Source organism: Streptomyces sp. NPDC002785 (assembly GCF_040295565.1).
Taxonomy (GTDB): Bacteria; Actinomycetota; Actinomycetes; order Streptomycetales; family Streptomycetaceae; genus Streptomyces.
The window spans coordinates 50,849-72,165 of the sequence record NZ_JBEOVN010000009.1 but is presented as its reverse complement, the minus strand read 5'-3'; the positions used below and the strand labels follow the sequence as shown (position 1 = coordinate 72,165).

Below are 21,317 nucleotides of genomic sequence, written 5' to 3'. Positions count from 1 at the left end.
GGCCCACGCGCACGTGCCCGGCGGCCGGCCGGTGAGCGGCTCGTCCGTGACCGGGGGAGGTCGGCGGTCTACTCGTCCGCACCGGCCGTCGCCGCCTCGCGCAGCTGCTCCTCGCTCAGCCCGCGACGCCAGTACCCGACGAACGTCACGCGCCTGCGGTCGAACCCGCGTTCCTGTACGAGGTGGCGGCGCAGTGCGCGTACCTGTGACGACTCGCCCGCGATCCAGACGTACGGCGTCCCCTCGGGCAACTCGGCCGCGCGGACGGCCTCCAGCGCGGCGGGTGCCCCCTCGTCCCGGACGAGCCAGGTGATCCGGGCCTTGGCGGCGGTGTTGAGGGCCTGGCGGTCCTCGGTGTGCTGGACCTCCAGCCAGACCCGGGCCTTCATGCCGGCCGGCAACCACTCCAGGGCGGCGGACGCGGCGGGCAGTGCGGTCTCGTCGGCCCGGATCAGCACCCAGTCGGTGTCCTCGGGAGGGCGGAAGCGGATGGCCGTGTTGTCCTCGACGGCCGGGCCCAGCGCCTTGAGCGGATCGCCGGGGGAGGCGGTGGCGGCCCAGCGGCAGGCAGGCCCGCCGTCCCCGTGCAGTGCGAAGTCGATGTCGATCTCGGTCGCCCCGCCGGGCGTACGGCGCTGAGCGCGCACGGTGTACGAGCGCATGACGGCCCGTACGGTCTCCGGAAGGGCGCGCCAGGCGGCGAACCAATTGCCGCCCTCATCGACCGGAACGACTGGTTCTGGCTGGCCGGGGTGCGGCAGGAACAGCGACAGGCTCTGGTCGCGGCCCCCGGCGGCGAAGCCGTCAAGTCCCGGACCGCCGAAGGTGATCCGGAGCATGGAGGGCCCCAGCCGCCGGGTCCGCAGGACGGTCAGGTCGAAGAACCGGAAGGGGGTGACGGGGGGTGCGACGGACGTTGTCATGAGGGGGCTCCTCCCAGGAACCGGAAGCGAAGCCGGGAGCCGGCCGCCGCTGCGATCGAAGGAAGGTTAGCCTAACCTCATTGGGTGATTGAGGGTGTCCCGGGCTGCTCACCAGACCAGGACTCCGCCGCCCACGGCTCGGGCCCGCAGGGCGGCGGCCGTGATGTTGGCCAGCCGGGCCGCCACGTAGTCCTCCTGGCAGCCGCGGTGCGTGGCGAGCTCTGCCGTATGACGGCGCAGGAAAGCGGCCGGTGCCTGACGGGCCGGGCAGGGGTGACACCCGCCAGCCTTGACCGTGTTCTCCCGGCTCTCCACGGTCGTCCGGGCCAGGTTCCGGGCGAGCTGCTGGTTGGCGAACCCGGTCGGGATCGGCGCCCAGCTCAACGTCACCGAGGCCCGCCACCGCCTCGCCCGGAAGATCTTCTTCGGGCAGCGCGGCGAACTACGCCAGCATTACCGCGAGAGCATGGAGGACCAGCTCGGCGCCCTGGGCCTGGCCCTGAACGCCGTGGTGCTGTTCAACAGCCTTTACCTCGACGCCGCCGTCAAGCAGCTGGCCGCCGACGGCTTCCCAGTCACCGACGAACTCCTCGCCCGCCTCTTGCCACTCCAGTACGACCACATCAATTTTCTCGGCCGCTACGCCTTCACCCGGCCGACCGCGCCGGGCCTGCGGCAACTGCGCGACCCGCACACGGATGACGAGACGGACGACGCCGAGGACGGATAGCCGCAGGCCTGTAACGATCAAAAGCGGTCCGGACCCGAAGTCGCCACCTATGTCTCCGCGCCGGAATGCTTGATGACGGGCGCTCAGCAGTCAGGAGCCGACCGGGTCGAGCTCTCCGAGCGTGGACCCACTCCCATTCAGGGGCCGAAAGCTCTGAGGGTCGCGTCGACAAGTGAGTCAGCGTATGCGGGAGTCAGCGGACCGCTGCGGTGCAGCCACCGCTGGAAGAGGGGGGCGTAGAGCATTTCGAGGGCCAGGTCGAGGTCGGCGTCGGGGTCGAGCTGGCCGGCCTCCTGGGCGCTGCGCAAGCGTGCTTTCTTCGCCTCTTCCAGCGGCTGGGCCAGCTTCTCGCGGTACTCGGCCGCCAACGCGGCATCGTTGGCGATTTCGGTGTTGAGGGCGCGGATCAGCCGGTCGAAGGACGGGTCGGCGAACTCCTCCGCAGTGGCTCGCATGACGAGCTTGAGGTCGGCCTTGAGGTCGCCTGTATCCGGCAGCGCGACCGATTGCCCGTCCGCATCCTCACTCAGAGCCAGAAGGGTGGCGAAGACGACCGCGCTCTTCGACGGCCACCGCCGATAGATCGTCTGCTTGCCGACGCCGGCACGGGCGGCGATGGCTTCGACGGTGACCTTCTCGTACGCCTCCTCTGCGACCAGGGCGCGGGTAGCCGCGAAGATTGCCTGCCGGGACCGTTCCTTGCGCCGGGAGTGGTCCGGCCCCTTCTCGTTGGACATGCGTCCAGCCTACCCCTGAAACAAAACGAGACGAACCGTATTGATGAATGGAGAGTGATGCCCTAGGCTCAAAACGAATCGAGACGAACCGTTTTATTTACTGAGAGTGAGGCGCCGTGGAAAATGCAAGAGTTTGGCTCGTCACCGGTGCATCCCGCGGCCTGGGCAGGGCCTTCGCCGAGGCCGCCTTGGCTGGCGGCGACCGGGTAGTGGCTGCCGCCCGCAACGTCGGGCCTCTGGAGGAACTGACCGAGAAGTACCCCGGCCGCCTGGTCCCGCTTCCACTGGATGTCGTCGACCGTCAGGGCGTGTTCGACGGGGTGGAGCGGGCGGCAGCTGCGTTCGGCAGGCTGGACGTCGTCGTCAACAACGCCGGCGGAATGCTCTACGGCATGGTGGAGGAAGCCACGGAGGAGCAGATCCGGGCGCATATGGATGTGAACTTCTTCGGCGCTGTGTGGGTGGCTCAGGCGGTCCTTCCTCACTTGCGCGCCCAAGGCGGGGGGCGGCTCCTCCAGGTCACCTCGATGGGCAGCGGCGGTGGCATGGCCACCGTCGGCTTCTACGGCGCAGGCAAGGCCGCGCTGGACTCGGTCAGCGAGGCACTGGCGATGGAGGTCGAAGGGTTCGGCGTCAAGGTCACCATCGTGCAGATGGGCGGCTACAACACCGGCCTGTTCACCGCCGGCACCACGACCACCGAGCCCCTGGCGCAGTACCAGCCCCTGCGCACCGAGATGGAGGCGATGTGGGGCGACGCCGTCGCCCCGGAACCGGAAACCGCTGCCCCGGTCATCCTGGAGCTGGCCGCACTGCCGGACCCGCCCCGGCGGCTGATAGTCGGCAGCCAGTCCTTTGATCACGTCTTGGAGATGGGCCAGGCCCAAGCGGACCTGTACCGGTCCTGGGAGCACCTCAGCCGTACCGCCCCTGGCTGACCGGGTCCCGCGCCACGACATTCCCGTCCCCGTCCCGCTGCGCAGTCGCGGGGACGGGCGTGGGCTGAGAAACACGCCGTACCGGCAGGATCCGCCGGAGTCGACCGCAGGGCAGGCGGCCCCGCCGGTCCGGGAGGCGCTGTTCGGCCGCGCAGGATTCGAACGCCCACGAAACTGCGTCCTGCTGGCCTGACCGGGCGTCACCAGGGCCTCGCCGCCCGGTCCACGCCCACCGGCGGGACGTCACAGAGTTCAACGACCGCCCCGGCCCGGCGCCGGGGCGGTCAGCGCGCCCCTGTGCTGACCCGGATGGCGCCTCGGGCCGTGACAGACGGGAGGTGAATTGTGCCCCGCTGCGAATGCCCGCTCCGCCGGGGGCGTCCGGTGGCTCCAGCCTCCCGGCCGCCGCCGACCGGGAGGCGGTCCACCTCTTACCGGCCCCGGCAGACCCGGTAAGGTGGCAATCTTCGGCCGGCGCGAGCCCCCGGAGTCCCGAAGGCGAACGCCCATGACGCAGCCCGCCCCGACCCGGCCCCCGCCGTCCCCGCCCACGAACTCCTCGCACTGAACGTCGAGGCGTCCGGCACGCTCGGCCCGTGGCTCGCCCACTGGGAGTCGCTGACCGGCGCCCCGGCCGACCAGCACCTCGCCGAAGCCGCCGCCCACTGGGAGCGAGACCTGCTCGGCGACGAACTCCCCTGGCACGCATGGGAGAACGAGGAGGAGAAGCGCGTGGAGCTGACGGCCTGGCTGGTCGGCCACGCCCAGACCCGGCTCACCGCCCACGACGCATCCGACGAACTGCTCCACCGGCTACGGCTCCTCGGCCTCACCGGCCCCGACCGTTGGGAGGACCCGCACTGGCCCGGCCATGGCTACTGATCAGCTGGGCTCAACCGTCGGATACCGCGTCGCCCGCCACGAGCCGGCTGGTGAAGCCCGCGTGACACAGCCGCTCGTACGCCGCCGCCACGTCGTCGGCAATGGGGTCGGCGATCACGAACCCCCGGGCCGGATAGAGCATCAGGCGTTGCAGCGCACCGACGAGCACACACGGCCTTGCCGCACTCGGCGGGTGAAGCGTCGGTCCAGGGAACCGTGAACGGCATCTCGGCCGGCGGGTGCACCCCGTGGGCAGCGACCGACGCGAGATCGTCCAGCAACTCCAGGTCAGGAAGACGCAGTTCCAGACAGGGCGTGCGGAGGCGGAGCCCGTACGGCGGCCAGTGCTGCGGCTTCATGTACGGACTCTGCCGCTCCTTCGCTCAGGAGTTGGGCTCGTCCGTCGAAGCAGTCTCCTTGCCGCTCCCGGTCGGCTGGTGTGTGAAGACCACGAGATACCAAGTGCCCTGTTGGCGCGTCACAGTGAAGGTGTCCCGCATGGGCTTGCCGGACTTGTCCTCGGCGACAAGCCGCGCCGAGCCGGTGTCCGGTCCCATGTCGTGGTCGATCTGCACATCTTTGATCTTCCACTCCCGGCCGCCCTTCTCCGCAAGGATTTCCGCGGCCTCGTGCCTGGACCACTTCTCGTCCTTGACGTCCCCGACCTTCATCAACGCGGGGATGCTTCGCGCGTTCAAGGCGTCGACGTAGGCCACGACGGCCTGGCGCGCCCCGTCGGCGGGCGGCACCCCGGAGGGGCCGGGCTTGTCGTCATCGCTGTTCGAGCAGCCGGAGGCGGCAGCCAGGGCGACCACCACGGCCAAGAGGCGTCGACGTTCCACAACACTCCTTCTTCTCGTGTGAGGGGAGCAGCACCCTGTCACGTGCGGTGCGCGTACCACCACGCGCGGGGATGGTCAGACAACAGCTTGCGCAGACTCTTGTTGTGCGTGTCCCCGGAGTGGTAGGTGAGGAGGGGCGTCCCACTCTGCTTCTTTGTGACGATCATCGAGTGATCGATGTTGCCGTTACGGTCCCAGTCCGCCTGGAGGACATCCGACGCGGCCAGTTTCCACACGTTGTCAAGGCTCCGGGTCCTGCGGGAGTGCTTCGTCGCGAACCAGTACCAGTTCTCGGCGCCCGCCCACGTGTAGCTGGTGGTGGACGTGGTGGGCCCGTAGAACCAGTACTTGTTGCTGGTCCGTTGGATGATCGCGCCGCCCTTGGGACCCCAACCGCCGGCGAGCATCGCCTGCTGAGCTGACTGGTCGGGGTCAGCCTGCATGTCAGGAGATCGAATTCATGCGGAGCGTTCCTCCATGGCAGGTTATGGGCGGGGAATGTCTGATTCCTGATCAAGTAGAGGTGCCTCGGGGCGGAACCGGCGGAGGGACACGGTGTCGAGGTCGAGATCCAGCACACCGCCCGGCGCTTTCCACGCTTCCTTGTCCGCCCGGCGGATTACCAGGACCCGGCCGTCCTCGCGGACGGCGATGTCGGCCACGGAGGCCGAGTGAAGGGGTGTCGGTACACGCTCCGGGAGCGCCGAACTCAATGGCCCGCTTCTGTGTCGCTCGCCACCAGCCGCTCGTGAAGCCCGCGCGGCGCGGCGCGTCGCACCGGCAGCGGCACAAGGGCTTGGCCGGATGACCTGCACGGAGAGCCGGACGGGGCGGGCCCGGAAACCGGACCCGCCCCGTGCACCGCCCGTAGGTCAGGCCGGCAGCCCCAACTCCCGTGCGATCAGCATCCGCTGCACCTCGCTCGTGCCCTCGCCGATCTCCAGGATCTTGGAGTCGCGCCACATCCTGGCCACCGGGTACTCGTTCATGAAACCGTAGCCGCCGTGGATCTGGGTCGCCTCGCGGGCGTTGTCCACCGCGACCGTCGACGAGTACAGCTTCGCGATCGCCGCCTCCTTCTTGAACGGTTCGCCCGCCACCAGACGCGACGCCGCGTCGCGCCAGCCGATGCGGGCCATGTGCGCGCGCATCTCCATGTCCGCGATCTTGAACTGGATGGCCTGGTTGGCGCCGATCGGCTTACCGAAGGCCTGGCGCTCCTTGGCGTACTTCACCGACTCGTCCACGCAGCCCTGCGCCAGGCCCGTGGACAGGGCGGCGATGGCGATCCGGCCCTCGTCGAGGATGCGCAGGAACTGGGCGTAGCCGCGGCCCTCCTCGCCCAGCAGGTTCTCCAGCGGGACGCGGACATCGGTGAAGGACAGCTCGCGGGTGTCCGAGGCGTTCCAGCCGACCTTGGAGTACGGGGCGGCGACCGTGAAACCGGGGGTGCCGGACGGCACGATGATCGAGGAGATCAGCGGGGCGCCGTTCTCCTTGCGGCCGGTCACCGCCGTGACCGTGACCAGTCCCGTGATGTCCGTACCGGAGTTGGTGATGAAGCACTTGGAACCGTTGATCACCCACTCGCCCGTGGCCTCGTCGCGCACCGCCGTCGTGCGGGTGCCGCCGGCGTCCGAGCCGGCGTCCGGCTCGGTCAGGCCGAACGCGCCGAGCGCCTCGCCCGAGCAGAGCTTCGGCAGCCACTGCCGCTTCTGCTCCTTTGTGCCGAAGCGGTAGACCGGCATCGCGCCGAGCGAGACCCCGGCCTCCAGGGTGATCGCCACGGACGAATCGACCCGGGCCAGCTCCTCCAGGGCGATCCCGAGGGCGAGATAGTCGCCGCCCATGCCGCCGTACTCCTCCGGGAACGGCAGCCCGAACAGGCCCATCCGTCCCATCTCCCGCACGATCTCGTACGGGAACTCATGGCGCTCGTAGAAGTCGCCGATCTTCGGCGCGATCACATCGTGCGCGAACTCCTCGACGGTGCGGCGCAGTTCCTCGTGCTCGGCGGTCAGCCGGTGGTCCAGGGACATGGCAGGTGTCACTCCTTGTGGGACTGTGTTTATCGCACCGAGAGCGCGCGGACGGTACGGGACGGGCTGGGTCGGCCCAGCTGTTCGGCGAGCCACACGCTGGTGGCGGTGAGCGCGTCGAGGTCGACCCCGGTTTCGATGCCGAGGCCGTCGAGCATCCACACGAGGTCTTCGGTGGCGAGATTTCCGGTCGCGCTCTTCGCGTACGGGCAGCCGCCGAGGCCGCCCGCGGAGGCGTCCACGGTGGTCACACCGTGCTGGAGTGCGGCGAGGGTGTTGGAGAGGGCCTGTCCGTACGTGTCGTGGAAGTGCACACCGATGGTGTTGGTGTGCACGCCCTCCTCGTTGAGCTCGGAGAGCAGGTCCTGCACATGGCCGGGCGTGGCGACGCCGATGGTGTCGCCGAGGGAGAGTTCGTCGCAGCCGAGGTCCATCAGAGCCTTGGCGACCCGGACGACCTGGTGGACGGGGACGGGCCCCTCCCACGGGTCGCCGAAGCACATCGACAGATAGCCGCGGACATGCACCTTGTCGGCCTTGGCCCGGGCGACGACCGGCTCGAACATGGCGAGCGACTCGTTGACGGTGCGGTTGAGATTGCGTGCGGCGAACGTCTCGGTCGCCGAGCCGAACACGGCGATACGGCGGGCGCCGAGCGCCAGGGCCCGGTCCAGGCCGCGTTCGTTCGGTACGAGTACGGGCAGGGCGACGCCCTCGATGTCTCCGAGGCGGGGGAACAGGTCCTCCGCGTCCGCCAGTTGGGGCACCCACTTCGGGTGCACGAAGCTGGTCGCCTCGATGGTGGTCAGGCCCGCTCCGGCCAGGCGGTGGATGAACTCCGCCTTCACCTCGGTCGGTACGACGGCCTTCTCGTTCTGCAGCCCGTCGCGTGCGCCGACCTCATGGATACGCACCCGTGGGGGCAGATCCTGGGCGGGCACGGTCATGGGCAGGGTGCGGGGTGTCATGCGTCCTCCCCGGGAGCTTCGGCGGGTGCCACCACGGCCAGGATCTGGTCCATGGCGACCGTGGCACCGGCGGTGACATCCAGTTCGGTCACGGTCCCCGAGTGCGGGGCGGAGATCACGTGTTCCATCTTCATCGCCTCGACGACGAGCAGGCTCTGACCGGCCACGACCTCGTCCCCGACCGCCACCTTCACGACGGTGACGGTCCCCGGCATGGGCGCGGCGAGCGTGTCCGCCCCCGAACGGGCGGCGCCAGCCAGTGACGCCTCCACCGGGTCGTGATCCTGTACGTGCCAGGTGTCGCCGTCGCGGCCGAGCCAGGTCCCGTCCGGGGACGCGGCATGGGTGAACGTGTGGGTGATACCGGCGAGTTCGATGACGATGTGTTGCGCCGTCAGCTCGACCGTGTTCGCCGTCTCCTTGCCGCCGGGCAGCGGGGCCAGCGGGCCGCAGGTGCCCGTCGCGGGCTCCGGCGGCTGTGCGCCCTCCCCGACATGGCCGAACGTCAGCTCGGTGCCCGCCGGGCAGGAGCGCAGCGAGACCTGCACCGGGTCGTGACCCGGCAGCCGGAAGTCGCGCACGGTACGGGCCGGGGTGCCGCCCAGCCGCCAGCCGCTCGCCACGGAGAAGGGGTCCACCCAGCCGGAGCCGTCCACGGGGGAGGTGCTCACCGAGGAGGGCTGCCACAGCAGCGCCGCCGCCGCGTACACCTCCTCCGGCACCCCCTCCGGTACCAGCCCGGCCACCTCGCGCTCCACCAGACCGGTGTCCAGGTCGCCCGCCACCACCGCCGGGTGGGCGAGCAGCCGGCGCAGGAATCCGGCGTTCGTCGGGACGCCGAGGATCACCGTGTCCGCGAGCGCCGCACGAAGCCGGCGCAGGGCGGCGGCGCGGTCGGGGCCGTACGCGATGACCTTCGACAGCATCGGGTCGTACAGGCTGCCGACCTCGCCGCCCGCGCCGAGCCCGGAGTCCGTCCGTACGCCGTTGCCCTGTGGCTCGTGCAGTGCGAGGACCGTGCCACCGGACGGCAGGAAGCCGCGGGACGGGTCCTCGGCGCAGATCCGGGCCTCGATCGCATGGCCGGTGAGCTTTATGTCCTGCTGTTCGTACGGGAGTTGCTCGCCCGCCGCGACCTTGAGCTGCCACTCCACCAGGTCCAGGCCGGTGATCAGCTCGGTGACCGGGTGCTCGACCTGGAGGCGGGTGTTCATCTCCATGAAGTAGTACGAGGCGGGGTCGTTGCCCGGGACGATGAACTCCACCGTGCCCGCGCCCACATATCCGCAACTACGGGCCGCCTGGACGGCCGCCTCGCCCATCGCCGCCCGGGTCTCCTCGTCGAGCAGGACGGACGGCGCCTCCTCGATGATCTTCTGGTGGCGGCGCTGGAGCGAGCACTCGCGCTCACCGAGGTGGACCACGTTGCCGTGGGTGTCCGCCAGGACCTGGATCTCGATGTGCCGGGGCCGGTCGATCCACCGCTCCACGAGCAGCGTGTCGTCGCCGAACGAGGCCCGCGCCTCGCGCCGGGCGGCCGCGATCTCGTCCGCGAGCAGCGCCTCGTCGCGCACCAGCCGCATGCCCTTGCCGCCGCCGCCCGCCGAGGGCTTCAGCAGCACCGGCGTGCCGATCTCGCGGGCCGCGTCGCCCAGTTGGGTATCGGTGAGCCCGCTCCCCGAGGAACCGGGCACCACCGGAACCCCGGCCGCCGCGACCGTCTCCTTGGCCCGGATCTTGTCGCCCATCAGGGAGATGGCGTCGGCGGACGGGCCGATGAAGACCAGCCCCGCCTCCGCGCACGCCCGCGCGAAGCCCGCGTTCTCGGCGAGGAAGCCGTACCCGGGGTGGACGGCCTGCGCGCCGGTGCGGCGGGCCGCGTCCAGCAGTGCGGGCACGCTCAGATAGCTCATCGAGGCGGGCGCGGGCCCGATCCGTACCGCCGTGTCGGCCTCCCGTACATGCCGGGCGTCGGCGTCGGCGTCGCTGAAGACGGCGACGGACCGCACACCCAGCTCGCGCAGGGTCCGGATGACCCGGACCGCGATCTCGCCGCGGTTGGCGACAAGAACGGTGTCGAACATCGTCATCTGTTCCCTCACATCCGGAAGACGCCGAAGCCGGGCTCACCCAGCGGGGCGTTGGCACACGCGGTCAGAGCGAGCCCCAGCACCTGCCGGGTCTCCAGCGGGTCGATCACTCCGTCGTCCCAGAGCCGGGCCGTGGCGTAGTACGCGTTGCCCTGGGTCTCGTACTGCTCGCGGATCGGGGCCTTGAACGCCTCCTCGTCCGCCGCGCTCCAGTCGTCGCCCAGCTGGTCGCGCTTGACCGTCGCGAGGACGGACGCGGCCTGCTCTCCGCCCATGACGGAGATCTTCGCGTTGGGCCACATCCACAGGAAGCGGGGGGAGTAGGCGCGCCCGCACATCGAGTAGTTGCCGGCCCCGTACGACCCGCCGACCACGACGGTCAGCTTCGGCACGCGGGTGCAGGCGACGGCCGTGACCATCTTGGCGCCGTGCTTGGCGATGCCGCCGGCCTCGTAGTCCCGTCCCACCATGAACCCGGAGATGTTCTGCAGAAAGACCAGCGGGATGCCGCGCTGGTCGCACAGCTCGATGAAGTGGGCGCCCTTCTGGGCGGACTCGGAGAACAGGATGCCGTTGTTGGCGACGATCCCGACCGGGTGGCCGTGGATACGGGCGAAGCCGGTGATCAGCGTCGTCCCGTACTCCGCCTTGAACTCGGTGAACCGGGAGGCATCCACCACCCGGGCGATCACCTCCCGTACGTCGTACGGTGTGCGGGAATCGACCGGGACGGCCCCGTACAGCCCCGCGGGATCGACCTTCGGCTCCTCGACCGGCTGCACCGACCACGGAAGCGCCCCGCGCTCGGGCAGCGTGGCGACGATGTTCCGCACGATCCGCAGCGCGTGCGCGTCGTCCTCGGCGAGATGGTCGGTCACTCCCGACGTACGGGAGTGCACCTCGCCGCCGCCGAGCTCCTCGGCCGTCACGACCTCGCCGGTCGCGGCCTTCACCAGCGGCGGACCGCCCAGGAAGATCGTGCCCTGATTGCGGACGATCACGGCCTCGTCGCTCATCGCGGGGACGTAGGCCCCGCCTGCCGTGCACGAGCCCAGCACCGCCGCGATCTGCGGAATTCCGGCCCCCGACATCCGGGCCTGGTTGTAGAAGATCCGCCCGAAGTGCTCCCGGTCCGGGAAGACCTCGTCCTGCATCGGCAGGAACGCGCCGCCCGAGTCGACGAGATACAGGCAAGGGAGCCGGTTCTCCAGCGCCACCTCCTGGGCGCGGAGGTGCTTCTTCACGGTCATCGGGTAGTACGTGCCGCCCTTGACGGTCGCGTCATTGGCGACGATCACGCACTCCCGGCCGCTGACCCGGCCGATCCCGGCGACCACCCCGGCCGCCGGGGCGGCGCCCCCGTACAGCCCCTCGGCCGCCAGCGGGGCCAGCTCCAGGAAGGGGGAGCCCGGATCGAGCAGGGTGTCCACCCGGTCCCTGGGCAGCAGCTTGCCGCGCGCGACATGCCGGGCGCGGGCCCTGTCACCCCCGCCGAGCCTGGCCGTGGCGAGCCGCTTGCGCAGCTCGTCGGCGAGCGCGTGATGCGCCGCCTCGTTGGCCTGCCAGGCCTCGGAGGCGGGATCGGCCGCGCTCGCCAGCACCGGTGCCTGCTGCATCGTGTCGAGCCCCCTTGCCCGTACCGCAGTGGTTAATGAGCGTTAACGTCTGCCTTCAGGTTAACGACCGCTAACAGCCTTGTCCAGGCCGATCGGCCGGTGCCCGTAGTGGTTCCGACGGATATCGGTCATGTACATCCGGCAGGGGGGCGGGGCGCGCGGCCGGCCCGGAATAATGGCCCGCGTCGCTCCCCGACCCGGAGCGGCACCGGTCGTAGTCCGACGAGGGCCGTGACCGAGCGAGTTGCCTGACGTGTGTGGGGGCTCCGGTCGCCATGACCGGGGACGGACGCAGTGACGGCCGAGGGCCGATCGGGTGGGGGAAACCAGCAGATGGCACAGCAGTCGCAGTCGGTGCGAGGGGTGGGCGGGGAAACGGCCGGGGAAGCGACCGAGAGGCCGCGCATCCTCGAAGTGGACGCCCTGCGCGGGTTCGCGCTCGCCGGGATCCTGGTCGTGAACCTCCTGACGACGGCCGGGCCTCCGGGTGTCAGGGGAGGGCTCGCGCATGTGCACGCGGCGGACGGGGCCGTGCAATGGCTGGTCGTTCTTCTCGCGCAGTCGAAGTTCTACCTGCTCTTCTCCTTCCTCTTCGGCTACAGCTTCACCCTTCAGATGGAGTCGGCCGCCCGCGCCGGGGCGCGCTTCGTGCCCCGGATGTCACGGCGGCTGGCCGGACTGTTCGTGCTCGGGCTCGCGCACGCGGTGCTGCTCTACACCGGCGACATCCTCATGATGTACGCCCTGTGCGGACTGGTCCTGCTGGCCGCCCGGAACGCCGGGCCCGCGAAGGCCTGGCGGGCGGCACTCTGGGTGTACGGCATCGCCGGAGGGTTCCTGCTGCTGCTCGGTCTGGGCGCCGCGCTGTTCGATCCCGGTGACCTGAGCGAATCCGCCGCAGAAGCGGCCGAGCTGACCGCCGCCTACAGGGGCGGCTTCACCGAGGTCGTCGGCGCCAACATCAGGGCGCTGCCCGACACCATGGCGGCCCTCCCGCTGATGGGCGGGTTCATCGTCGCCGCATTCCTCGTGGGGTTCGTGGCCGGCCGGCGGCAGTGGCTCGGCGCAGCCGTGCTCGCCGACCGGGCGCGGCTGCGCCGCATCTTTCTGACAGGTCTCGCCATCGGAGTCCCCGGGGCGGTCTTCTCCGCGGCGGGGATGGCGGGGCCGCTGCAGGAGCGCTGGGAACTGTTCGGCCTGGCGGTCGGTCTGGCCGCGGCCCCGGCGCTCTCGGCCGCGTACGCCACGGGGCTGCTGCTGTGGTTCACCACACCGAGCGGCACCGCTACGGCCCGAGTCCTCGCGCCCGCCGGGCGGATGGCGCTGACCAACTACCTGACCCAGTCCCTCGTCATGGCCCTCGTCTTCTCCGGGTACGGCCTGGGGCTGTACGGCCGCACGGGCGCGGCGGCGGCGGTCGGCGGGGCGCTCGTGCTCTACGCCTGCCAGCTCGCGCTCAGCGGGTGGCTGATGCGGCACCACCGGCTCGGGCCCGTGGAGTGGCTGCTGCGCGCGGTGACGCTGTGGGCGCGGCCCACGAAGGCGGCGGGAGGCCGCTGAACGGGGGCGTCGCATAGGGCGTTGTGACCGGACGCTGCACGGCCGCATCCACCGGCGCGGGGGTGCGTGTTCGCTGCAGTTCTGGCGTGCGCCGGGACGCCCCGTGAGCGAGGAGCGTGCATGGACGCCGGCTGCGGCTGAGCACTCCACCCCCTGCGGCTGCCCGTCCGTGGCAGAGGATGCCGATGGTGGCGACGATGCCGGCCGGATGGTCGCGGCAGGATGCACACGATGTTCCGTACGGTCCGCTGCGCGTGTGCGTCATCCGTGCCGCGAGATGGTCGGGCACCCCTCGACTCGGTCAATGCGCGTTGAGACGTTGCGCTCTGGTTAACGCTCGCTAACCCGACTGTCTAGAATCGAATCCATGACCACCAGGACGGACGCCCCCACTCGCCGCGAGCAGATCCTCAAGGAGGCTGCCCGCCTCTTTGCCGAGCGCGGTTTCCATGGCGTCGGCGTCGACGAGATAGGTGCCGCCGTCGGTATCAGTGGTCCTGGTCTCTACCGGCACTTCCCCGGTAAGGACGCGATGCTCGCCGAGCTGCTGGTCGGCATCAGTGAGCGCCTGCTGGCGGGTGGGCAGCTGCGCGTGTCGCAGGACGCGGCCTGCGAGGACGGCTCTCCGCAGGCCCTGCTCGACGCGCTCATCGAGGGCCATATCGACTTCGCCCTCGACGACCGCCCCCTGATCACCCTCCACGACCGCGAGCTGGACCGTCTCCGGGACGCCGACCGCAAGAGGGTCCGACAGCTCCAGCGGCAGTACGTCGAGGTGTGGGTGGAGGTGGTGCGCGAGCTGTATCCGGACCTGGCCGAGCATGAGGCCCGCGCGGCCGTTCATGCCGTCTTCGGCCTCCTGAACTCAACCCCGCACCTGGGCCGGCCCGGCGCGCAGCCCGACCGCGCGGACACGGCGGCGCTGCTGCACAGGCTGGCGCGCGGGGCGTTCGACGCGGCGGCCCGCGCATAGGGCGTGTCCGTAGGCGCGATGCCGGTAGGCACGTCGTAATTTCCGACCGGCCTTCGAATATATGAATTGATGCAACGGGGAAGGAGTGGTTCCCTAAATTCCCTTTCCTTTTCCTCGGAGAAGCTCCTTCGGTCGGAGTGTCGCAGCGCCCCCAGGCATATGGTTTGAGCTGTCTCACCCACGCCTGATGGGGAATTTAAATGAAAACATGTCAGGTTTCGATCGTTGTCCCCTGTTTCAATGAGGACGAGGTCATCGAGGCATTTCACCGTGCGCTGATCTCCGCCCTCGAACCCACTCGGCGGACCTTCGAGATCTGTTATGTCGACGACGGCAGCAGCGACCGGACCAGGGCCCGGATCGGATCGCTCGCCACCGCGGACCGGCGGGTCCGCTACACCTCCTTCAGCCGCAATTTCGGCAAGGAGGCCGCCATGCTCGCGGGGCTGCGCATGTCCCGCGGCGACGCCGTCGTCCTCATGGACGCCGACCTCCAGCACCCGCCCGAACTGGTGCCCCGCATGCTGGAGCTGCGGCAGCGCGGCTACGACCAGGTCGTCGCGAGGCGGGACCGGACGGGTGAAGGTGTCCTGCGTACCTTTCTCAGCGCCGCCTACTACCGGGCCATGGGCCGGTGCATGGACGTCGAGGTCGTCGACGGCGAGGGCGACTTCAGGCTGCTGTCGCGCACGGCCGTGGACGCCGTGCTCGCGCTGCCCGAGACCAACCGGTTCTCCAAGGGGATCTTCTCCTGGGTCGGCTTCGACACCGTCAGCTTCACCTACCGGAACATCCAGCGCGCGGCCGGGAGTTCGAAGTGGGGCAGCAGGCATCTGTTCAACTACGGGATCGACGGACTGATCTCCTTCAACAGCCGTCCGCTGCGCCTGGCCATCCACGTCGGCCTCGCGCTCGCGCTGGCGGCACTGGGATACGCCCTGTGGATCATCTCCGACGTTGTTCTGCACGGTGTCGCCGTACCCGGCTACACCACCCTGCTGACCGCCGTCGTGGCGCTCGGCGGAATTCAGCTCGCCACGCTCGGCATCATCGGCGAATACGTGGGACGCATCTACAGCGAGTCGAAACACCGTCCGCACTATGTGGTGCGCGAAACGAACGAATTCCCGCACGTTCTCCCGTTCGATATTGCGGCCGATACGCCGGAAGAGTTCCATGCCGCTTCGTCCGCACCCGTGGTCGAGAGACCAATGGCGCGGCGCGCCGGGGCGACCGCGCTCGGGGCCGCCAGATCCCGCACCGTACGCCAGTTCTTCGTTTTCGCGATGCTCGGAACCATCAATACGGCGGTGTATCTGGCGGTATACACCTCGCTGAACACTTGGATTCCCTATCTGGCCGCGCATGTCGTCGGATACGCGGTCAGCATCGTGGGATCGTTTCTTCTCAACTCGTACATCACCTGCCGGACGAAGCCGACCTGGCACGCCTTCGTCCGCTATCCCCTGTCGAGCATCGTCAATCTCGTCCTCACCGGCGCCCTGCTCTACGTCGGCGTCAGCAGGCTGGGCATGGACAAGAACATCGCCGCCGTGGCCGCGGGAATCGTTGCCACGCCCTTCTCGTTCCTGCTCGCCCGCTGGGCCATCGACTCCGGCGCCGCCCTGGCCGGGCAGCGCGCCACCTGACCGGGGGCCGTGCCGGACATCCCACACCTCGATCCCGAACCGCCTGAACCACTCGGCGCGCACGACGCGTGAAACGTACGAAGGGCACCAGCGCACATGACCGCGGACACGTCGAAAACCTCTGACACCCAGCCGGAGAGCGAGGAATCCCCCCGGCCGGAGGCCCGCCCCGGCCACGCACGGCGGTGGGCGACGATCTGGACGGCGGCCCTCGCTCTGCTGCCGCTCGCTCTGCTCGGCGCGGCCTTCTGGATCGGCCGCCTGGTCCGCCCGGGAGGGGACGACTGGTGCTTCCTGCCGGTCGTACGCGACGAGGGCGCCTCCGGAATGATCGCGAAGTTCTTCTTCCACGACAACGGACGCGTCGCCAACGCGCTGTTGGTCGTCGCGTACGGGTCCTTCGGCGTCGCAGGCCACCGGTGGTTCGCCCTGGTCAGCGGGGTGCTCATGCTGGGCATCCTCTGGGCGCTGACCGCCGCGGTGCTCAAGAGAGCCGGGCTGACCGGGCCGCGCGGGCTCGCGCTGCTGGTGGCGGCGATGACGGCGGCGACCTTCTTTCTCGCGACGTCCAACACGTACAAGACGTTCTACTGGCCCGCCAACTCCGTCTCGCACACCGTCGCACCGGTACTGGCCTGCGCCGCCGTGATCCCCCTGCTGCGCGCACGGACCGGCTGGGGACGCGACTTCGCGGTGGGCGTCGCATGCGTGGCCGGAGTCTTCATCGGCACGCTGTCGGAGGAGACGGCGGTCGTCGCGTTCGTCGTGCTCGCCGCCACCCTGCTGATCAGCTGCTGGGCCCTTCCCGGGGCCGGCCGGACCCATACGCGCATCTGGTGCGCGTTCGCCTTCGCGGGAGTCGCGGTCGGGACGGCCATCCTGTACTTGTCGCCCGGCGCACGCGCCCGGCGTGAGCGGTTCGGCGCCGACGGCGCCTCCATGTTCGGCCCGGAGGCACTCACCGCGACGCTGCGGGCGTTCGGACACATCCTGGGGACGATTTTCACGACCTGGCAGTACTTGGGAGCGGTCGCCGTCGGCGTCGTGCTGGGCCTGCTGGTGCGCGGTGGCGAGCAGGGAGCGGACGGGCCGGACGGGTCCTTGCGCCGCAGGCCCCTCCGCCTGGCCCTCGTCGGGTTCCTCGCCTTCCTGGTCTCCGGCTACCTCTGCACCGTCGTCGCCTACCCTGCCTTCGGGGTGAGCGTGAAGTACGCGCCGCGCATCTGGGGCGACTTCCTTCTGCTGTTCGTGATGCTCCTGGTCGGTGCCGGCGCCCTGCTGGGACGGGCGCTGCGCGGCCGCAGGCGGGGGATCCGTGTGGCGACGGCGACGGCTGCCGGCGCCGTATGCGCCCTGGTCTGCGTCGGCCTCGCCGTCCCGCTGATCCAGCTGGAGCAGGAGATGGAAGTGCGCGCCCAGCGCTGGGACCGCCAGGACCGCTCGCTGAGGACCCAGGCGGCGCGCGGCGCCCAGGTGCTCCCGTACACGCCGGTGTCGGTCAGCGGAATGGGGGAGCCGTTCGGCAACAACGGCAAGAAACTGTGGCCGGGGCAGTGCGTCGCCCAGTACTACCACCTCAAGAAGATCACGTATTCGACCCGGATGCCCTGACTCGCCCCGGCTTCCCCGAGCGGCCGGTCCGTCCGTCGTCCAAGACGCCCAGCACACTGTGCACACCTGACGGCACAATGGGTTCATGCCGATACCCAGCCGTGCTGCCCTCGTCGAACACCTCGTCCGTACGCGTATCGCCGGAAATGTCGCCACACCGCGTGACAACAACCTCTCCCACTACCGCAAGCTCGCCAACGGCGACCGCCACTACTGGTTCGGCCTGGAGCTCGGGGACCGGTGGCGCGACGAGCAGGACGTGCTGGCCGTGATGGCCGAGCGCTGCGGGGTCAGCGACGACCCGGAGCACCGGTTCGGGCAGGACACCATCGACCCGGAGCTGACGATCGACGCCCTGGAGCGGATGGCGGCCCGGCTGCGCAAGGCGGCGGCGGGGGCGGAGCGGGTGCTGTTCGCGACCGGGCACCCGGGCGGGCTCCTCGATGTGCACCGGCAGACCGCGCAGGCGCTGCGGGTGGCCGGATGCGAGATCGTACGGATTCCTTCGGGGCTGGTGGCCGACGAGGGCATGGTGTTCCAGTTCGCGGACGTCGCGGTGCAGGAGCGCGGCGCGACGCTCTGGCACACGCACTCGCCCGCCCCGATGGCCGCCATCCTGGACGGTCTGGAGCGGGAGGGCCGGCCGCTGCCGGACCTGGTGGTCGCCGACCACGGGTGGGCGGGGTGCGCGGCGCAGCGCGGGCTGGACGCGGTGGGGTACGCGGACTGCAACGACCCGGCGCTGTTCCTCGCCGAGGCGGAGGGGACGCTCCAGGTGGCCGTACCGCTGGACGACCATGTCGTGGACCCGCGTTTCTACGACCCGCTGACGGACTATCTGCTGGACGCGGCAGGGCTGATCTGAGGCCGGACGAGGAGGGGCTGATCCGAGGCCGGACGCGGCAAGGGTGATCCGAAATGTGGTGGGCCGTGGCCTGTCCGGTCCGTACGGCCGGGTAATGGTCAGTCCCGGGGGACTCGGACCACGCCCTCCTGGATGACGGTGATCGCCAGTCGGCCGTCCTGCGTGTAGATGCGCGCCTGACCGAGCCCGCGCCCGCCGGACGCGGTCGGCGACTCCTGGTCGTACAGCAGCCATTCGTCCGCCCGGAACGGCCGGTGGAACCACATCGCGTGGTCCAGGCTCGCCCCGACCACGTCGCCGACCGCCCAGCCTCCTCGCCCATGGGCGAGGAGCACCGAGTCGAGCAGCGTCATGTCGGAGACGTAGGTCGCCATGCAGACATGCAGCAGTGGGTCGTCCGTGAGCTTGCCGTTGGTGCGGAACCACACCTGGGAGCGGGGCTCGCGAGGTTCGCCGACAGTGCCGAAGGGCGGCTCGTCCACGTACCGCAGGTCGACCGCGGCCCGCGCCTCGATCAGCCGGTCCACGACGCCCGGATCGCTGAAGCGGTCCGCGTACCTGGGCAGCATCTGCTCGGCCGTGGGCAGCGTCTCCGGGTCCGGGGCGGGCGGCATGTCCGTCTGGTGCTCCAGGCCCTCCTCGTACGTCTGGAAGGACGCCGAGAGATGGAAGATCGGCTGGCCGTGCTGCACGGCGACGACCCGGCGGGTGGTGAAGGACCGGCCGTCGCGGATGCGGTCGACGCTGTAGACGATCGGCGCGCCCGGGTCGCCCATCCGCAGGAAGTACGAGTGCAGGGAGTGGGCGGACGGGGTCTCCCCCGCTCGAGCGGGGCCGAGAGCCCGGGGAGGGCCGGCCGGGACGGTACGGCCTGCGGCGACCAGGGCCTGGGCCGCGACCTGGCCGCCGAAGACACGGGGAATGACCGCCGAACGGCTCGTACCCCGGAAGATGTCCCGCTCGATCTGCTCCAGGTCGAGCAGATCGAGCAGGGAGTCGAGTGCTGAGCTCATGGAGAGGATGTAACCGCTCTTAAAGGCCCATGGACTTGGCGATGATCGACTTCATGACCTCGCTGGTTCCGCCGTAGATGCGGTTGACCCGGTTGTCCGCGTACAGGCGGGCGATCGGGTACTCGTTCATGTAGCCGTAGCCGCCGTGCAGCTGGAGGCAGCGGTCGATGACGCGGTGTGCGACCTCGGTGCAGAACAGCTTCGCGGAGGCGGCCTCGGCGGCGGTCAGCTCACCGGCGTCGTGGGCCTCGATGGCGCGGTCGCAGACGGCCTCGGCGGCGTCCACCTCGGCCTGGCAGGCGGCCAGTTCGAACTTGGTGTTCTGGAAGGACGCGACGGTCTTACCGAAGACGGTGCGCTCCGAGACGTAACTCTGGGCGAACCGGACAGCGGCCTTGGCCTGGGCGTACGCGCCGACGGCGATGCCGAGGCGCTCCTGCGGCAGGTTCTGGCCGAGGTAGGAGAAGCCCTTGTTCTCCTCGCCGAGGAGGTCCTCGACCGGCACCTTGACGTCGACGAACGCCAGCTCGGCGGTGTCGGAGGTACGCAGGCCCAGCTTGTCGAGCTTGCGGCCGACCGAGTAGCCCTCGGCCTTGGTGTCGACGACGAGGAGGGAGATGCCGTGCCGGCGGTCGTCCGCCTTGGGCGCGTCCGTACGGGCACAGACGATCACACGGTCGGCGTGGACGCCACCGGTGATGAACGTCTTGGCGCCGTTGAGGATGTAGTGCGTGCCGTCCTCGGAGAGCTTGGCGGTGGTCTTCATACCGGCCAGGTCGGAACCGGTGCCCGGCTCGGTCATGGCGATGGCGTACATCGTCTTGCCGCTGACGAAGTCCGGCAGCCAGCGCTTCTTCTGCTCCTCGGTGGCGTACGCCTTGATGTACGGCAGGCAGAGCAGGACGTGCACACCGGAGCCGCCGAAGTTGACGGCCGCGCGGGCGCACTCCTCGGAGATGATCGCCTCGAACTTGAAGGACTCCACGCCGGCGCCGCCGTACTCCTCCGGCACCTCGATGCCGAATATGCCCAGCTCGGCGAGCTTGTAGTAGAAGTCGCGAGGCACCTGGCCGGCCGTGAACCACTCGTCGTAGACAGGGACGACCTCGGCCTCGATGAAGGCGCGGATGGTCTCCCGGAACGCCTCGTGGTCCTCGTTGAATACCGTACGGCGCACGGGGGTGCCTCCTTGGTCAGCTTCGGGCGGGTTTCGGCCGAACTGGCTAAGCGCTTGCTCAGTTCTGGTCAAAAGTTACCCGGCGGTCACCGAGGCTGTCCAGGGTGATGCTCGGCACGCCGCGCGGAGCGTCCGGCCGCAGACGCCGATGTGCCCCTCGCGGCCACCGGCCGTGAAGGGCACATCGCTCTCTTTCCTGCCGGCCCACTGGCCTACTGGGGCTTGAAGGAGCGGATCTGGTAGTTCCCCTGGAGGTTGCCGCCGCTTCCGGCAGGGGTGGATCCGACCCGGGCGTTGTAGTTGGTCTGGGTGTAGTACTGAACGCGATGCCCGGTCGCGTTCCAGACGGAGCGGACGTTCTGGCCCCGCTGGATGAACGAGCAGTCGTCGGCGGTATTCGCCCGTTTCTTGTCCGACCACTGGCAGCGGGTGCCGCCTCCGTTCCAGTCGCTGTAGATACAGAAGTAGCCGGGGCTGCAGCTGAAGGAGGCCCTGGCGCTCCCGGTGGCGGCGTTCTGGACGGCGTCGGTTTCGGTGGCGGCGTTCTCGGCTGCTGTGGCTGCGGCGGGTCCGGCGCCGAGTCCCAGGGCCAGGGCGATCGAGGTGACGGCGAGCGCGGTGATGCGGTTCATGGCGAAGCCCCTTCATTCCCATACGTGACGGATTGGGCACTCTTGGTGATCGTCAGCGTGGCACGGCTGTTA

The 21,317-nt window shown here is 69.9% G+C and carries 20 protein-coding genes and 3 pseudogenes; 8 read left to right on the top strand and 15 right to left on the bottom strand.

The features are described from left to right. Window positions 1-68 precede the first annotated feature (68 nt). Window positions 69-923: a siderophore-interacting protein gene (locus ABTZ94_RS04625; protein WP_351197437.1), complete on the bottom strand. Its 855-nt coding sequence runs from the start codon at window positions 921-923 to the stop codon at window positions 69-71. A 108-nt stretch (window positions 924-1,031) separates the two neighbouring features. After that, complete coding sequence (locus ABTZ94_RS04620; RefSeq protein ID WP_351197435.1) at window positions 1,032-1,313, bottom strand: hypothetical protein; 282 nt, start codon at window positions 1,311-1,313, stop codon at window positions 1,032-1,034. On the opposite strand from ABTZ94_RS04620, the pseudogene ABTZ94_RS04615 reads away from it, so the two are divergent. Continuing rightward, a pseudogene (locus tag ABTZ94_RS04615) lies at window positions 1,291-1,653 on the top strand (Tn3 family transposase); the annotation flags it as partial. The gene ABTZ94_RS04620 and the pseudogene ABTZ94_RS04615 overlap by 23 nt on opposite strands. 137 nt (window positions 1,654-1,790) lie before the next feature. Here the strand turns inward: ABTZ94_RS04615 and ABTZ94_RS04610 are convergent. Then, complete coding sequence (locus tag ABTZ94_RS04610; protein WP_351197433.1) at window positions 1,791-2,390, bottom strand: TetR/AcrR family transcriptional regulator; 600 nt, start codon at window positions 2,388-2,390, stop codon at window positions 1,791-1,793. A 116-nt stretch (window positions 2,391-2,506) separates the two neighbouring features. On the opposite strand from ABTZ94_RS04610, the gene ABTZ94_RS04605 reads away from it, so the two are divergent. Both ABTZ94_RS04605 and ABTZ94_RS04600 read left to right on the top strand, forming a co-directional pair. Beyond that, the gene (locus tag ABTZ94_RS04605) at window positions 2,507-3,328 is read left to right on the top strand and encodes an SDR family NAD(P)-dependent oxidoreductase (protein WP_351197431.1); all 822 of its coding nucleotides are present in this window, start codon (window positions 2,507-2,509) and stop codon (window positions 3,326-3,328) included. Window positions 3,329-4,060: 732 nt separating this feature from the next. Then, window positions 4,061-4,210, top strand: a complete 150-nt coding sequence (locus ABTZ94_RS04600; RefSeq protein ID WP_351197429.1) for a hypothetical protein — start codon at window positions 4,061-4,063, stop codon at window positions 4,208-4,210. Window positions 4,211-4,220: 10 nt separating this feature from the next. On the opposite strand, the pseudogene ABTZ94_RS04595 reads toward ABTZ94_RS04600, so the two are convergent. The 9 genes and pseudogenes from ABTZ94_RS04595 to ABTZ94_RS04555 all read right to left on the bottom strand — a co-directional run. After that, a pseudogene (locus ABTZ94_RS04595) lies at window positions 4,221-4,379 on the bottom strand (YdcF family protein); the annotation flags it as partial. 1 nt (window position 4,380) lies between these two features. Continuing rightward, window positions 4,381-4,569: pseudogene (locus tag ABTZ94_RS04590) on the bottom strand (GNAT family N-acetyltransferase); the annotation flags it as partial. A gap of 24 nt (window positions 4,570-4,593) precedes the next feature. Further along, window positions 4,594-5,052 (bottom strand): hypothetical protein, encoded by a 459-nt coding sequence (locus ABTZ94_RS04585; RefSeq protein WP_351197427.1) that lies wholly within the window; start codon window positions 5,050-5,052, stop codon window positions 4,594-4,596. A gap of 38 nt (window positions 5,053-5,090) precedes the next feature. Further along, complete coding sequence (locus tag ABTZ94_RS04580; RefSeq protein ID WP_351197425.1) at window positions 5,091-5,495, bottom strand: amidase domain-containing protein; 405 nt, start codon at window positions 5,493-5,495, stop codon at window positions 5,091-5,093. A gap of 42 nt (window positions 5,496-5,537) precedes the next feature. Continuing rightward, window positions 5,538-5,714: an NUDIX hydrolase gene (locus ABTZ94_RS37750; RefSeq protein WP_502967177.1), complete on the bottom strand. Its 177-nt coding sequence runs from the start codon at window positions 5,712-5,714 to the stop codon at window positions 5,538-5,540. 210 nt (window positions 5,715-5,924) lie between these two features. After that, window positions 5,925-7,091 carry an acyl-CoA dehydrogenase family protein gene (locus tag ABTZ94_RS04570; protein ID WP_351197423.1) on the bottom strand — a complete coding sequence of 389 codons (1,167 nt, stop codon included), beginning with the start codon at window positions 7,089-7,091 and terminating at the stop codon, window positions 5,925-5,927. Between the two features lie 29 nt (window positions 7,092-7,120). Next, entirely contained in the window at window positions 7,121-8,059 is a 939-nt protein-coding gene (locus ABTZ94_RS04565) for a hydroxymethylglutaryl-CoA lyase (protein ID WP_351197421.1), read from the bottom strand. After that, window positions 8,056-10,149, bottom strand: coding sequence for an acetyl-CoA carboxylase biotin carboxylase subunit (locus ABTZ94_RS04560; RefSeq protein WP_351197419.1), 2,094 nt, complete (start codon window positions 10,147-10,149; stop codon window positions 8,056-8,058). Before ABTZ94_RS04560 ends, ABTZ94_RS04565 begins: the two co-directional genes overlap by 4 nt. An 8-nt stretch (window positions 10,150-10,157) precedes the next feature. Beyond that, the gene (locus tag ABTZ94_RS04555) at window positions 10,158-11,765 is read right to left on the bottom strand and encodes a carboxyl transferase domain-containing protein (protein WP_351197417.1); all 1,608 of its coding nucleotides are present in this window, start codon (window positions 11,763-11,765) and stop codon (window positions 10,158-10,160) included. A gap of 333 nt (window positions 11,766-12,098) precedes the next feature. On the opposite strand from ABTZ94_RS04555, the gene ABTZ94_RS04550 reads away from it, so the two are divergent. From ABTZ94_RS04550 to ABTZ94_RS04530, 5 genes are all read left to right on the top strand, one after another. Next, window positions 12,099-13,325 carry a DUF418 domain-containing protein gene (locus ABTZ94_RS04550; protein ID WP_351197415.1) on the top strand — a complete coding sequence of 409 codons (1,227 nt, stop codon included), beginning with the start codon at window positions 12,099-12,101 and terminating at the stop codon, window positions 13,323-13,325. A 367-nt stretch (window positions 13,326-13,692) separates the two neighbouring features. Then, window positions 13,693-14,298: an SACE_7040 family transcriptional regulator gene (locus ABTZ94_RS04545; protein ID WP_351197413.1), complete on the top strand. Its 606-nt coding sequence runs from the start codon at window positions 13,693-13,695 to the stop codon at window positions 14,296-14,298. A 200-nt stretch (window positions 14,299-14,498) separates the two neighbouring features. Further along, window positions 14,499-15,947 carry a glycosyltransferase gene (locus ABTZ94_RS04540; RefSeq protein ID WP_351197411.1) on the top strand — a complete coding sequence of 483 codons (1,449 nt, stop codon included), beginning with the start codon at window positions 14,499-14,501 and terminating at the stop codon, window positions 15,945-15,947. Window positions 15,948-16,043: 96 nt separating this feature from the next. After that, complete coding sequence (locus ABTZ94_RS04535; RefSeq protein ID WP_351197409.1) at window positions 16,044-17,558, top strand: DUF6056 family protein; 1,515 nt, start codon at window positions 16,044-16,046, stop codon at window positions 17,556-17,558. 85 nt (window positions 17,559-17,643) lie between these two features. Continuing rightward, window positions 17,644-18,423 (top strand): phosphatase, encoded by a 780-nt coding sequence (locus tag ABTZ94_RS04530; protein WP_351197407.1) that lies wholly within the window; start codon window positions 17,644-17,646, stop codon window positions 18,421-18,423. Between the two features lie 98 nt (window positions 18,424-18,521). Here ABTZ94_RS04530 and ABTZ94_RS04525 read toward each other — a convergent pair whose 3' ends face one another. The 3 genes from ABTZ94_RS04525 to ABTZ94_RS04515 form a co-directional block, all read right to left on the bottom strand. Further along, on the bottom strand, window positions 18,522-19,436 hold the full coding sequence (locus ABTZ94_RS04525; RefSeq protein WP_351197405.1) for an acyl-CoA thioesterase: 915 nt from the start codon (window positions 19,434-19,436) through the stop codon (window positions 18,522-18,524). Window positions 19,437-19,455: 19 nt separating this feature from the next. Next, window positions 19,456-20,613, bottom strand: coding sequence for an acyl-CoA dehydrogenase family protein (locus ABTZ94_RS04520; RefSeq protein WP_351197404.1), 1,158 nt, complete (start codon window positions 20,611-20,613; stop codon window positions 19,456-19,458). A 212-nt stretch (window positions 20,614-20,825) separates the two neighbouring features. Continuing rightward, entirely contained in the window at window positions 20,826-21,245 is a 420-nt protein-coding gene (locus tag ABTZ94_RS04515) for a peptidase inhibitor family I36 protein (protein ID WP_351197402.1), read from the bottom strand. Between the last annotated feature and the right edge of the window lie 72 nt (window positions 21,246-21,317).